The sequence below is a fragment of the Gluconobacter roseus NBRC 3990 genome, from assembly GCF_006538885.1.
Lineage (GTDB): Bacteria > Pseudomonadota > Alphaproteobacteria > Acetobacterales > Acetobacteraceae > Gluconobacter > Gluconobacter roseus.
Window position 1 is genome coordinate 184,737 of the sequence record NZ_BJLY01000004.1, and the last position, 12,678, is coordinate 197,414.

Below are 12,678 nucleotides of genomic sequence, written 5' to 3' on the forward strand. Positions count from 1 at the left end.
TGAACAGGCAGGGAAAGAGCAAACAGTGAAAGCGCTGCTAACAAACCTCAAGCAATTGGGGCTTCCGCGTCTGGCCGCTCTGGGCGGCGTCGGGGCTGCGATGCTGATTCTGCTGGGAGTCCTTGTTCTGCATGGCATTAATGCAACCAATGGATTGTTATATCGGGATCTGGAGGCGCATGAAGCTGGAGAAATCGTAGATCAGCTCTCAAAAGCCCACATCAAATATCGTCTCCAGGATCAGGGTAGCACAATTATGGTGCCTGAGGACGATGTTGCCCGTGCCAGATTGATGCTGGCCCAAACCGGGCTTCCGTCAGGTGGCTCCGTTGGATACGAGATTTTTGATAAGGGCAACAGTTTCACGGCCACACAATTTGAACAGACCATCAACGAAACGCGTGCCCTTGAAGGAGAACTCGAACGTTCAATCCGCCTCATTCACGGCGTAAGAAACGCACGCGTTCACCTTGTTCTGCGTCACAGAGAACTCTTTTCCACGGATGAACAAAACGCTCAGGCCAGTGTGCTGCTCTCGATGGATGGCGGACGCCGTCTCGACGAAGAAAGTATTTCTGCAGTTGTTAATCTTGTTTCCGCAGCTGTTCCAGGGCTCGACGCACATAATATTTCCCTGATCGATAATCGTGGGCATGTGCTTCTGAAGCAGGGACAGGGTGCTGCTAACGGAGGTCAGTCTCCTGAAGAGCAGCGTCAGTTGATCGAACAGCGTATTGCTCGCGAGGTTGAGGATCTTCTGGGTTCGTCACTAGGTCCGGGGCATGTTCGCGTCGAGACCAACGTGACGATGAACAACGACCGTGTCCGCGAAACTCAGGAAAATTACGATCCTGACCAACAGGTTCTCCGATCGCAGCAGACCAAAACAGAAAAGAGCATCAACACACAAGGTTCTACAAATACGACGGTGGCGAATAACCTCCCAAATGCTAACGCCGGCCAGCAGCAGAACGGAAGCCAGAGCAACCGCCAGGAGCAGACAAATAATTATGAAATCGGAAAGACCGTTCGTACTCTGATTCAGGATCAGCCGCGTATTGCGCGTATCAGCATGGCCGTGATGGTCGATGGGGTTAGTCAACCAGATGGAAAAGGTCATTCCTCCTGGCAGCCTCGGACACAAGAAGAACTCAGCAGACTGACAGCACTAACTAAGAGTGCTGTCGGTTTCGATCAGGCTCGCGGTGACGTGGTGACAGTCATGTCCATGAAATTTAGCGATATGGACTCTGAAATGCGACCGACCACTTCAGGCTGGGGCAAGTTCTTCACGCATTCGAATCAGATGGAAGCGGTAAGATTTGGCTTGTTTGTGACCTGTTTGGGTATGGTTTTGTTTTTTGTGGTCAGACCACTTCTGCGGCCCCCGGGGGAAAGACAAACTTCCGGCCTACTTGGAATGCCGGCTTCAGAACCGCGGGTTCAGAACGGTAATTTTCCGGCAGCACCATCTGCTTACCTGACAAACGGTCAGAATGAGAGGCCAGCATCCCCAATGCTCGAGGCTTCATATGTCAATGCCGAGCCTCTCGAAGAAGAGACTGTTTCCGTTAATGGGGTTCAGGGACGGATTAGAGCATCTTCAGTACAGAAGGTCGTAGATTTGGTAGAAACGCATCCATCTGAAAGTATTGCTTTGGTTCGAGGATGGTTGATGCCTTCTCAGGAAGGTGTGGCGAGATAATGGATATGGAAAAGAATATCTCAGGAGTTCAGAAGGCTGCCATTTTGATGATGGCACTGGGAGAGGAAAACTGTTCCCGCTTATTTGAGCAAATGCATGAAGAAGAGATTAGAGAAATTTCTTCTGCAATGGCTCAGCTTGGGATGGTTTCTTCTAATATTGTTGAAAAAGTATGCCATGAATTTAGCCAAGGTCTCGGTTCGGCTGAAGGGGTAATCGGTGACTTGGAAAGCACCGAAAAATTACTGAAAAATGCGCTTCCCGCTAATCGGGCTGCTGCAATTATGGAGGAGATTCGTGGTCCTGCCGGACGTACCATGTGGGATAAACTTGGGAACGTCTCGGAAACCGTATTGGCAAATTATTTGAAGAATGAGTACCCACAAACAGTAGCAGTTATCTTGGGAAGAATTAAACCTTCTCATGCCGCAAAAGTTCTTGCGCTTTTTCCGGAAGAATTTTCTTTGGATATCATGCTTCGAATGTTGAAGACTGAAACCATACAAAAAAACGTTCTTCAAAATATCGAAAAAACGCTCAGATCAGAGTTCGTTTCTAATCTGCCACGAGGCATTAATCGTAATAGTCATGAAGTTCTAGCAGATATATTCAATAATTTTGACCGTCGTCTAGAGGGGCGGTTTATGACGGCGTTGGAAGAGCGTAGTCAAGATGATGCAGAACAGATTAAGAGTCTTATGTTTACCTTTGAAGAACTCGTTAATCTTTCTGCTGAAAGCCTGATAACTCTACTGAACCAAATTCCTCGTGAAAGCCTTCCTTTGGCACTTAAGGGAGCAAGTGACAAATTGAGACAAGCCTTTTTTGCTTCCATGTCAGAACGTGCTGGGCGCATTCTTCTGGACGAAATCGAAAGCCTAGGCCCAGTGCGAGTTAAAGATGTTGACGCAGCTCAGAATGAAATTCTTCTGATTGCAAAAGATCTTGTGGATCGTGGAGAAATTGATCTGATTGATCAGGAACAGCCTGGCAATGAGATGATAATCTAATGAATAAACACTATAATGATAAAAAATATGTTCCCGAATTTCTTTATGTCGAGGATTTTGGCGCGGCTTCCCCAAAAAAAACTGAAGAAGTAGAAAATATTCCGATTGTTGCTGATACGCCAATAGATATTCAGCCATCTGAGGAAATAATTCAGGAATATTATGGAAAGGGTATTGAAGAAGGTAGGAAATTAGAAAGAGAAATATTCATTAAAGAAAAAATGGAAATAGAGAAAGAATTTAAAAATAACTCATTAAATTTAGCAGAAAATATTGAGAAAAAAATAGAAGAATGCAAGAAGGATATTTTTCATAATGTTTCTAAAGTAATTTTAGATTCGTTTGTGACCCTTCTTCCTAATCTCTTAATGCAGTATGGTGTGAAAGAAGCAGAAAAGAATATTGAATTAATGGTCCCATGTTTTAAAAATCTGGGCAGCATAAAATTAACTTGTTCTAAAGAATTCTTTGAGAAAATACAAAAATACTTTTCAGAAGAAGCTCAGAAAAAACTTGAGTTGGAACTAGATCAGAAAATGAAAAATGGTGACTTCTCTATATCTTGGGATACAGGCCAATTGTCGCATGATGCAAGCGCAGCTGTTCAAGAAATAATGTCTGGTCTTCATAAATTACCTTTTATCAGAGAAGGGGTCTAAGATGCTTGATCAAGAAAAAGATGATTTCAATACAAACAATGAAGATTTCAAATCTGATAATTTATCAGATTCGAAATCTTCTGGTGATTTGGAAGCGATTTACGACATCCCAGTAACAGTGAGTGCTGTGCTTGGAAGAACAGTAATGCCTATAAATCAGCTCTTGCGGTTAGGACGAGGTGCTGTTGTTGAATTAGATAGAAAAATCGGAGACCCAATAGATATACTTGTAAATAACCGTTTGATTGCGAGGGGTGAAGTTGTAATGGTTGATGAAACGCGACTTGGAGTAACCATGACAGAGATAATAAAATCAGATAAATAAAATTATATAATAAATAAGACATTTATTATATTAGAGTATGGAATAAAATGGCAAATTCTGGAAGAAATTTTTTATCGGGATTTGAGGGACTATTTTCGTCTTTTAATCTTCCTCCGGGTATTAAAGCGCTAAGGGCTTGGATTCCTGGTTCGGATATAGGGCTGGCGCTGTCAGTTTCAGCGCTTTTATCTATACTGATATTGCCGCTTCCAACTTTTATTCTCGATATAGGTTTATCTCTTTCAGTAACTTCATCTATTCTTGTGCTTATGGTCGCTTTGTTTCTAAGCAGGCCTCTTGATTTTACCTCGTTTCCAACATTGTTGCTTTTGACAACCCTATTAAGGCTGTCTCTCGAGGTGGCGACCACCCGATTGATTTTAAGTCATGGTTATGAAGGAGCGTACGCTGCCGGGCATGTTGTGGCGGCATTTGGTGGCTTCTTGATGGGAGGAGATGTGGTTATTGGAGCCATTCTTTTCTCAATTCTTCTGGTCGTAAATTTTATGGTGATCACTAAAGGGTCCGGCCGTATTGCAGAGGTCGCCGCAAGATTTTCTCTGGATTCAATGCCGGGGAAGCAGATGGCTATCGACGCTGAATTATCATCAGGCGCTATTAATGACGTTATTGCACGTAAGAAACGCAAAGAATTGGAAGAAGAAAGCGGATTTTATGGTGCGATGGATGGCGCAGCCAAATTTGTACGTGGTGATGCAATCGCAAGCCTTATAATCACAGCTATAAATATTATTGGCGGTCTTACAATAGGTGTTGTAAGGCATGGAATGTCGGTACCAGATGCAGCTACTGCTTTTACTACTCTAACAATAGGCGACGGGCTGGTTTCGCAGATACCAGCTCTCCTAGTTTCTACTGCATCTGGTATTGTTGTAACTAAGGGCGGAACAGAAGGGGGAGCGGATGTTGCGCTTGTGAGGCAGCTGGGTGGAAACCCAAAGCCCCTTGCCTTGGCTGCGGGAAGCGCATTTGTCTTGGCATTAATGCCCGGCTTGCCAACATTTCCGTTTCTTTTTTTGGCACTGCTGTCTGCGGGAGCAGCTTGGGTAAGGTATCAGTCGCCTGTTGAAGACAAAGATAACGACGGAGATTCAGTTGCAGTTCCTGAAAATAACAATCCTGTCGAAGTCCCAATTTCGGAAAGCCTGAAAGTCGATTTGTTAAGATTGGAGCTGGGTTTTAACCTTCTTGCAATTGCAAGTGGTGAGAGCGCTCGTCTCACAGAAAAGATTAAGGTGTTACGTAGAACAATTGCAAGCGATATGGGCTTTGTGCTGCCTCCTGTGCGTATTCAAGATAACCTTCTTTTGCCGCCCGACTCTTACTCGGTATGTATTAAAGAAATAGAAGTGGGACGCGGAGATGTCAGACTTAACAAGCTTCTAGCCATGGATCCTAAGGGCGGACAACCTAATATTGATGGTGAAAAAACCAAAGAGCCTGCCTTTGGTTTGCCAGCATTGTGGATTGATCAGAGCTTGCGGGAAAATGCGATCATTCAGGGATATACAGTTGTAGATCCTGCCAGCGTTATTATCACGCACCTAACTGAACTCGTTAAAGATAATATGGCAGATCTTCTGTCATATTCTGAGACTCAGAAGCTTCTCGATGAACTTCCTCGTGAGCAACAGAAACTTGTTGTGGACCTGATTCCTTCACAGATCTCGGTAGGAATGGTTCAAAGAACGCTTCAGTCACTTTTGGACGAACGTGTCTCCATTCGTGACTTGGTCAGTATTTTGGAAGCTCTTCAAGAGGGATGTAGCCAAGGTTTCAAAACAGTTCCGGGGCTTGTTTCGCACGTTCGTATAAGGCTGGCTCGTCAAATCAGTGCAACAATTACAGGGCCAAAGGGATATATTCCTATACTGTCCCTTAGTCCTGACTGGGAAACCTCTATTATTGAAAATCTTTCCAATTCAGGGGAAGAGCGGCATATCAATCTTCCTCCTTCTAGGATGAATGAGTTTGTGGCTCGCATGAGGTTTTGTCTGGAAAGCGCAATGAAACAGGGTGAAGTCCCTGTAATACTGGTCTCTCGCAACCTTCGGCTGCCAATGAGACGAATAGTTGAGCGTATTCAGCCAGCTGTACCAGTTATCGCTCAGGAAGAAATTTTCTCGCGTGCTAAGATTCGAACTGTCGGATCGATTTGATTATTTGTTTGGAGAATTGCAGGCGGTTTGTGTTTGAATAATAATGAGTCTTAGAGCCTATTTGGAAAACGGGAGGAGTGTGATTCAAGGTTTAGATCTGGGCGTCAGAGCAAGGGGCTGGATGGCCAAGGATCATCCGCCAGATATGATCTCGATGTAATTGCGGTAGCTATATCTTCGCTTATTGTATTTGATGGATGCTACTTGGGATTTCCTTCCTTGAAATGCAGGGTTTTATCCCTTTTCCCTTCAGGGCATCTCTTAAGCAGTCGGCATCATAATCCTGGCCTGCCAGAAGATATCTCGGCTTGAGGAGGCTGACCTGTGCAAGCCATTACCTTCCAAGGGCCTCACTCGCTCCTGAGTGTAAAGCAACCAAAATTCTTGGTGTTTCGCTGGATACGGTTCGTAGCCGAGAAATCTGCTAAGGTTTGGCGTAACGGAGAAAATGATCTCCACTGAATCTGGACTGATGTGATTTCGGTATGAAAATTCATTTCGTAGCCTCCTCAGCTGACCCTGCTCAGGCTGCACTGGAACGACTTTCCAAGCAGTATGGAAATGTACGCCTTCATGATGCGGATGTTGTGGTGTGTCTGGGAGGAGACGGCTTTATGCTTAAAGCCTTGCACAAGGTCCTGGACAAAAGTATCGCTATTTACGGGATGAACTACGGCACGGTCGGCTTTTTGATGAATGCTGCCAATGAAAGCGATCTTTTGCAGCGTCTTGCAAAGTCGCAGCCTTCGGTTCTGCATCCGCTTCACATGCAGGCTACGACCGTATCAGGAGAGGTCAAAAGCGCATTGGCTTTCAATGACGTATTTCTGTTTCGGCAAACGCGTCAGACGTCCCGTATCAAAATTGACATTGATGGACGAACCCGGCTTGAGGAACTGATCTGCGACGGGATAATTGTTTCCACGCCTGCGGGGTCGACGGCTTACAATCTATCGGCTCACGGGCCTATTGTTCCGCTGAGTGCCAATATTCTTCCTCTGACGCCAATTTCTGCATTTCGTCCCCGGCGTTGGCGGGGAGCACTGTTGCCCTCGACTGCTGTGGTCAAGCTGACGCTGCTTGATACGGAGAAGAGGGCAACAGCTGCCGTGGCCGATTTTACGGAGATCCGCAATGTGGCCGAGGTCGTTGTTCGGGAAGATCGGGAACACCAGGCCACCATCCTGTTCGATCCCGATCACGGTCTTTCAGAAAGGATCATCGCCGAACAGTTTGTCGCCTGATGCTTCAGATGACCGGCGTCAGGAGGCTTTTGTCAGTAAAATAAGCAATCAGGTTATCTGCGACCAGATTGGCCATGGCTGTTCTGGTCTCTACCGTAGCGGACGCCTGATGAGCCTGTAGAACTGTATTGGTCAGAGCAAAGAAGGCCGGGTTGATGTTCGGCTCGTTCTGGAAAACATCCAGACCAGCGCCAGCAATGCGTTTCTCCTGAAGAGCGGTAATGAGCGCTTCTTCGTCTATGACGGTACCGCGGGCAATATTGATCAGAAAGCCGCTTTTACCCAAGGCATCCAGAATGTCCCTGTCGATCATGTTTGCAGAGCGTGGCCCGCCTGATACAGCAAGGATTAGCACATCACACCAGTCTGCCAGCGTCTTCAGATCAGGCTCAAAATGATAGCTGCTTTCTGGGCGGGCATGGGAATTGAAATAGGCCACTTCCATTCCGAAAGCTGAGACCCGCTTGGCAATGGCCTGTCCAATATGGCCAAAGCCTGCAATGCCAACACGTTTTTTCGTTAAGGTATGACCCAGTGGAGACGGTTCTGACGGCCATTTTCCGGCACGGACGAACTGATCATTCGTTACGATACCCCGCATGGTAGACATCATCAGAACAACAGCCATGTCTGCCACGTCGTCCGTCAGAGTATTCTGGGTCGTGGCAACGCGGATGTTCCGGCGTTTCGCTTCGTCCAGATTGATGCGGTCAGTACCGACCCCATTGACTGAAATGACCTCGAGATTGGGCAGGATGTCCATGATTTCAGACGGTACGCCGGATGCGCCTCCCGTCGTGATCCCGCGGATCTCTGGAGCAATGCTCTTGAGATTCTCCAGCGTCGTATAGGAATGGAGCGTGAATGACTTCTCCATTTTTTCCCTTATGCCGGGAAAAAGGGGGTCAATCATCAGGATGTCGGGGCGGGATGACATGCAACTCTCCTTACGTGTTTCGCTGAAACCGTGAGACTCAGGGACGTGGGCCAAGATTTGTTTGCGCTAGAGCGGCGCATCCGGCTTCAACATCTTCCCATGTAGTGACGAAGCCCTCGTCAGGCCCGTAATATGGGTCAATGACGTCCTGTCCTGCACGGTTAGGAACATGGTCCAGCATCAGGGACAGGCACGACTTGGACTGTCGGGGCTGCATTTGCCTGAGGATGGCCAGATGGGACCGGTCCATGGCTATGATGTGATCGAAGCGGAAGAAATCATCCTCGGTGACAAGACGCGCCCTGAGCGTGGACGCATCCAGCCCCTGTCGGGACGCAATGACACGGGCGCGGGGATCAGGTGCTTCGCCCAGATTCCAGTGCCCGGTGGCTGCGGAATCAATGTCGAGGATCAGTCCGCGAAGTTCGGCTTCCCGGCGCATGGCCAGTTCTGCCAAGGGAGAGCGGCAGATATTGCCCGTACATACGAAAAGAAAACTGGTCATGCACCTGTCAGCCAAATGAAGAACGCCATGGTGAAGATTGAACTTAACGTTCCGAAGAACAGAACGGATGCAATTTCACGTTCCAGCACATGATATCGCATGGCGAGGATGACGTTGATCGAAGCACTGGGAATGGCCATGGTCAGCACGCTTTCCTGCAGCGCAGGCAGGGGAAGGTGCCACAGCCGGGCGAGGGTATAGATGATCGCCGGAATGATGACGTTCCGGACGGTGACGATTACGCCAACCAGCGGGCTGAATTTGACCTGACGCGTAAAGAGCACGACGCCTGACGCAAAAAGCGCTGCTCCGCCCGTCGTGCGGCCAAGTAGCAGAAGCGAACCTTTGAGAAACTGAGGCAGGAAGGCGCCAGCGCTGACCAGAACAAGGGCCATCATCGGAACCCAGACAACCGGCTCCCGGCAGGAATGCATCAGATGCCCAAAAAGCTCGCGAAGTTCGTTCCGGGCCTCCCCCTCAGTCTCGACGCGGTGGCGCGTGCCACGATCATGGCCCATCAGGATCAGTGTGATGGGCAGTTGTACCAGATTCATGGCGAGAGAGGCGATCGAGATGGGGACCGAACTGGCCGGTCCAAAAATCTGGCCCAGCACGGGAATACCGATGAAGGGGACAGACGGTCCGGTGATGGTCATTGCGATCAGCGCCGCTTCGCCGAGGCGGCGGTTGAGAACGCCACGCAGGATGGCAAAGATGATGCCGTAGCCCCCGACCATGGCCAGCAGGATCAGTGCCGCAACCGGTCCCGCGGCCAGAACCTCGTTACGGGGCGTGCTGAGGATGGATGCCAGCAATTCCAGAGGGAGGGCATACAGCATGACCAGACGTGTCAGAACACCAGCCTGCTGCGCATCAAAATCCTTTCGGAATGCTGCGAAATATCCAAATCCCAGTGTTACGAGAATCGGGAGAATGGACTGAACGATCGTCAGCAGCAGGGCAGGCGAATTCGTCATAGAGGATCCATGAAAGAAAATCCGGTCAGGAAAGGATCACCTTTCGTAACGGTCGCTCCAACATCCGTCTATCCCCATGGCAGATGACAGTTGACCGGAGGCGCGGAGAATGGCTTTGTGGAGTGCTCTTGTCCTCTTTCAAAATGGTGCCAGATCACGTGATGCAATCCATACTCGATACGTTGTGGGGTTTGATCCTCGGGCTACTGGGCGTGGTTGTTGCCGGTGTGGCCATTATCGAGGTCATGGCCCGAACAGTCCTGGCCAGTCTCGGGATACAGGGAAACTCACAGACGGTGCTGCTGTTCCTGCTCCTGGGAGCGCTGATCGTGGCATCGTTCAGGATTTTCGGACGGCTGTTTGCCGTACTGCTGGTCGCGGCTTTTTCCGTCTATTTCATGCATGTCGTCTTCGGGTTCCTGAGCGACGCGCTCATTCCGGTTCAGACATCGGGCGGCACGACCGATGTCTGAACCCTGTCAGGGCTGACAGATCAGCTTTTTGGGGCCTGAATGATGCTGATCAGTGTTGCCACGATCTCAGGATCGGCGAGGGTGGAAAGATCACCAAATCCTTCGGTCTCTCCGCAGGCAATTTTGCGAAGCAGGCGCCGGACGCTTTTTCCGGAACGTGTCTTGGGCAGGTCTGGCACCACATGGATACGCTCGGGCGCAGCGTAGCGGCCAACCTTTGATGTGATGGCCTTGGCGGCTCTCAGGTGAAGGTCGTCCGGAGCACCGTCGCGAGGAACGACATAAACGACGATACCCTGACCTTTGAGGTCATGAGGGATTCCGATTGCAGCGCTCTCGGCGATGAGCAGCTCGGTTGCCAGTGCATCCTCAATCTCGGCAGAGCCTATCCGATGGCCGGAAACATTGATGACGTCATCTACACGTCCGGTGATCCAGTAATACCCGTCCTCGTCACGCCGCGCGCCATCACCCGTGAAATAATAGCCGGAATAGGGCTGAAGATAGGTGCGCTCGAAAAGGGCAGCATCATTCCAGATCGTGAGCGCCCGGCCGGGCCAGGATCCCCTGAGGCAGAGCACACCTTCCGTCGCGCCTTCCTTCGGAGCGCCACGTTCGTCCAGAAGAACGGGATGAACGCCGGGCAGGGGAAGCGTTGCGGATGCCGGCTTTTCCCTGACGGCACCGGGCACAGGCGAAATCATGATCCCGCCGCTTTCGGTCTGCCACCATGTGTCGACGAAGGCGCAACGGCCCCCACCAACATGGTCATTGAACCAGGACCAGGCTTCCTGACTGATAGGCTCGCCGACCGTTCCCAGAACCCTCAGGGAGGACAGGTCGTAACGCTGCACGACATCATTACCTTCGCGCATGAGTGCGCGAATGGCGGTGGGGGATGTGTAAAAAGTCGTGACCTTGTGGTCCTGGATCACGTTCCACCAGCGACCCGGTCCGGGATGTGATGGCATACCTTCGAACAGCAGGATCGTTCCACCGTTCAGCAGCGGGCCGTAGACGCCGTAGGTGTGACCGGTAATCCAGCCGATATCAGCCGTACACCAGAAAACATCGCCTTCCTGATGATCGAAAACCAGCTCATGCGTATAGGACGCCCAGACCAGATAGCCGCCCGTGCCGTGTACGATACCCTTTGGCTTGCCGGTGCTGCCCGATGTGTACAGCAGGAAAAGAGGCGCGGAAGCAGGCATGTCCTGAGGAGCGCATTCGGCCGCAGCTTCTTCCAGCAGTGGCGAAAGCCACATGTCCCGGTCTGCCTTCATGCTCACGACATCATCGGTCACGCTTACGACCAGAACATGATTGATGGCATGAGCCTCAGGACGCAGGTCCAGGGCGGCATCGAGGGTTGTCTTGAACGGAATCCGCTTTGCGCCTCTGCGGCCCACATTGGCTGTAATGACCAGTACCGCACCGCTGTCAGCCAGCCTGTCAGCGATGGCTTCCGGAGAGAAACCGCCAAACAGCACGACATGGATTGCGCCTAGCCGTGCGCAGGCCAGCATGGCGATCAGACCCTCGGGGACGGAGGGAAGATGAATGGCCACCCGGTCTCCCGCCCGGACGCCTTGGCTCCGTAGAACATTTGCGAGACGGCAGACCTGTTCATGCAGTGTGCGGTATGTGAAGGTCACAACCCTGTCGGCATCTTCTGCCTGCCAGATCAGAGCCGCCTGATCGGCTCGCGTCGCAAGATGCCGGTCAAGGCAGTTGACGCTTGCATTGAGGGCGCCATCAACGAACCAGCCCTGTTCCTCACAATAGGCCTGACTGGGCTCGGCGCTCCAGTTCAGCCGTCTGCTCTCACCTTCCCAGTAAAGCTCAGGCTCGGCAGCCGCCCGGTCTGTCAGGGCTTTATAAGCCACTGGAGACAGGCGGAATGTATGAGGATGAGGGGATGAAGACATGAACCTGAAACCTTACGCACGAAAGACGAACGCCATATAGCGGGTGTGCCGTTATATTTGGCTTACAGGATCGGAAATAGAGAAAATTTTCCCGTCCTTGCACAAAGACTCTTGCAAGGAGGTATGGTGTCCGCGAGAGGATTCGAACCTCCGGCCCCAGGATTCTTACCACTTCGGTTTTCACCGCCATGCCCTGAAAGCATGTTCGTGGTCTGGACTGTCTCTTCACCACAGCCATCGACAAGGAAGGCCAAGGTGTCACCCGTACAGTCTCTACACCTTCTTTCCGATATGCCGGAAAGCTTGGCTCGGGATTGGCACGATCAAGATGATCAGAGCGTTCCCCGAATTTGAGCGAATCCACCATGCGGTTTCCCATCATGGCGCCCAATTCAAACCTTAGGAATCCTGTGCTCTATCCTGCTGAGCTACGCGGACGAACAACTGGATGATATCCCGGTTACAATATTCCTGCAACCATGGTCATTCCCTCTTCAGGTAGAGAAAAGCCTCGACACCAGCGCTCGGGCGCCTGTTTCGTCTAGCAGGAACATGCGCGTAAATGCTCACGAAACAGCCTCGGTCAGACAGGAAAAAACGGCATAATATGTTTATGCTATCTAAACCTTTTCTGGCTAAGCTTTCGGGTGAGGCTTCAGCTATGGCCTTGCAAGGCACCTCTTTTCCATCAAAAAGGTGATCTGTTTTCTGGTAGTACCAAATCCTGAGTAGGAT

11 protein-coding genes and 1 pseudogene are annotated in these 12,678 nt (G+C 50.2%); 7 read left to right on the forward strand and 5 right to left on the reverse strand.

Features of this window, described 5'->3' with window-relative positions; all coding sequences use genetic code 11:
* Positions 1-25: 25 nt before the first annotated feature.
* Genes fliF through flhA form a run of 5 tightly spaced genes read left to right on the forward strand, consistent with a single transcriptional unit; the run spans position 26 to position 5,879 of the window.
* Positions 26-1,705 carry a flagellar basal-body MS-ring/collar protein FliF gene (gene fliF, locus GRO01_RS10875; protein ID WP_062509704.1) on the forward strand — a complete coding sequence of 560 codons (1,680 nt, stop codon included), beginning with the start codon at positions 26-28 and terminating at the stop codon, positions 1,703-1,705.
* Positions 1,702-2,715 carry a flagellar motor switch protein FliG gene (locus tag GRO01_RS10880; RefSeq protein WP_083541380.1) on the forward strand — a complete coding sequence of 338 codons (1,014 nt, stop codon included), beginning with the start codon at positions 1,702-1,704 and terminating at the stop codon, positions 2,713-2,715. The genes fliF and GRO01_RS10880 overlap by 4 nt, the downstream gene beginning before the upstream one ends.
* Positions 2,715-3,374 carry a hypothetical protein gene (locus GRO01_RS10885; protein WP_062509700.1) on the forward strand — a complete coding sequence of 220 codons (660 nt, stop codon included), beginning with the start codon at positions 2,715-2,717 and terminating at the stop codon, positions 3,372-3,374. Before GRO01_RS10880 ends, GRO01_RS10885 begins: the two co-directional genes overlap by 1 nt.
* 1 nt (position 3,375) lies before the next feature.
* The gene (gene fliN, locus GRO01_RS10890) at positions 3,376-3,699 is read left to right on the forward strand and encodes a flagellar motor switch protein FliN (RefSeq protein ID WP_083541374.1); all 324 of its coding nucleotides are present in this window, start codon (positions 3,376-3,378) and stop codon (positions 3,697-3,699) included.
* A gap of 47 nt (positions 3,700-3,746) precedes the next feature.
* Positions 3,747-5,879: a flagellar biosynthesis protein FlhA gene (gene flhA, locus GRO01_RS10895; protein WP_083541373.1), complete on the forward strand. Its 2,133-nt coding sequence runs from the start codon at positions 3,747-3,749 to the stop codon at positions 5,877-5,879.
* Positions 5,880-6,017: 138 nt separating this feature from the next.
* Here the strand turns inward: flhA and GRO01_RS13630 are convergent.
* Positions 6,018-6,171, reverse strand: a pseudogene (locus tag GRO01_RS13630) (IS5/IS1182 family transposase); the annotation flags it as partial.
* A 193-nt stretch (positions 6,172-6,364) separates the two neighbouring features.
* Here GRO01_RS13630 and GRO01_RS10900 point away from each other — a divergent pair.
* Positions 6,365-7,123 (forward strand): NAD kinase, encoded by a 759-nt coding sequence (locus tag GRO01_RS10900; protein ID WP_062509699.1) that lies wholly within the window; start codon positions 6,365-6,367, stop codon positions 7,121-7,123.
* Between the two features lie 4 nt (positions 7,124-7,127).
* Here the strand turns inward: GRO01_RS10900 and GRO01_RS10905 are convergent, their stop codons facing one another.
* The 3 genes from GRO01_RS10905 to GRO01_RS10915 are packed head-to-tail and all read right to left on the reverse strand — an operon-like array spanning position 7,128 to position 9,542.
* The gene (locus GRO01_RS10905; protein ID WP_062509697.1) at positions 7,128-8,060 is read right to left on the reverse strand and encodes a 2-hydroxyacid dehydrogenase; all 933 of its coding nucleotides are present in this window, start codon (positions 8,058-8,060) and stop codon (positions 7,128-7,130) included.
* A 37-nt stretch (positions 8,061-8,097) separates the two neighbouring features.
* Positions 8,098-8,565 carry a low molecular weight protein-tyrosine-phosphatase gene (locus GRO01_RS10910; RefSeq protein WP_062509695.1) on the reverse strand — a complete coding sequence of 156 codons (468 nt, stop codon included), beginning with the start codon at positions 8,563-8,565 and terminating at the stop codon, positions 8,098-8,100.
* On the reverse strand, positions 8,562-9,542 hold the full coding sequence (locus GRO01_RS10915; RefSeq protein ID WP_062509693.1) for an AEC family transporter: 981 nt from the start codon (positions 9,540-9,542) through the stop codon (positions 8,562-8,564). The genes GRO01_RS10910 and GRO01_RS10915 overlap by 4 nt, the downstream gene beginning before the upstream one ends.
* A 161-nt stretch (positions 9,543-9,703) precedes the next feature.
* Here GRO01_RS10915 and GRO01_RS10920 point away from each other — a divergent pair, with 161 nt between their 5' ends.
* A complete protein-coding gene (locus GRO01_RS10920; RefSeq protein WP_041110875.1) occupies positions 9,704-10,015 on the forward strand; it encodes a hypothetical protein in 312 nt (103 codons plus the stop codon).
* A 20-nt stretch (positions 10,016-10,035) separates the two neighbouring features.
* Here GRO01_RS10920 and acs read toward each other — a convergent pair whose 3' ends face one another.
* Positions 10,036-11,943, reverse strand: a complete 1,908-nt coding sequence (gene acs, locus GRO01_RS10925; protein WP_062509691.1) for an acetate--CoA ligase — start codon at positions 11,941-11,943, stop codon at positions 10,036-10,038.
* Positions 11,944-12,678: the final 735 nt, after the last annotated feature.

Excerpts from the sequence above, each read along its gene's own strand:
- acs (WP_062509691.1), bottom strand. The coding sequence starts at position 11,943 with ATGTCTTCATCCCCTCATCCTCATACATTCCGCCTGTCTCCAGTGGCT.
- flhA (WP_083541373.1), top strand. The coding sequence starts at position 3,747 with ATGGCAAATTCTGGAAGAAATTTTTTATCGGGATTTGAGGGACTATTT.
- GRO01_RS10920 (WP_041110875.1), top strand. The coding sequence starts at position 9,704 with ATGCAATCCATACTCGATACGTTGTGGGGTTTGATCCTCGGGCTACTG.
- GRO01_RS10905 (WP_062509697.1), bottom strand. The coding sequence starts at position 8,060 with ATGTCATCCCGCCCCGACATCCTGATGATTGACCCCCTTTTTCCCGGC.
- GRO01_RS10915 (WP_062509693.1), bottom strand. The coding sequence starts at position 9,542 with ATGACGAATTCGCCTGCCCTGCTGCTGACGATCGTTCAGTCCATTCTC.
- GRO01_RS10885 (WP_062509700.1), top strand. The coding sequence starts at position 2,715 with ATGAATAAACACTATAATGATAAAAAATATGTTCCCGAATTTCTTTAT.
- GRO01_RS10900 (WP_062509699.1), top strand. The coding sequence starts at position 6,365 with ATGAAAATTCATTTCGTAGCCTCCTCAGCTGACCCTGCTCAGGCTGCA.
- GRO01_RS10910 (WP_062509695.1), bottom strand. The coding sequence starts at position 8,565 with ATGACCAGTTTTCTTTTCGTATGTACGGGCAATATCTGCCGCTCTCCC.
- fliN (WP_083541374.1), top strand. The coding sequence starts at position 3,376 with ATGCTTGATCAAGAAAAAGATGATTTCAATACAAACAATGAAGATTTC.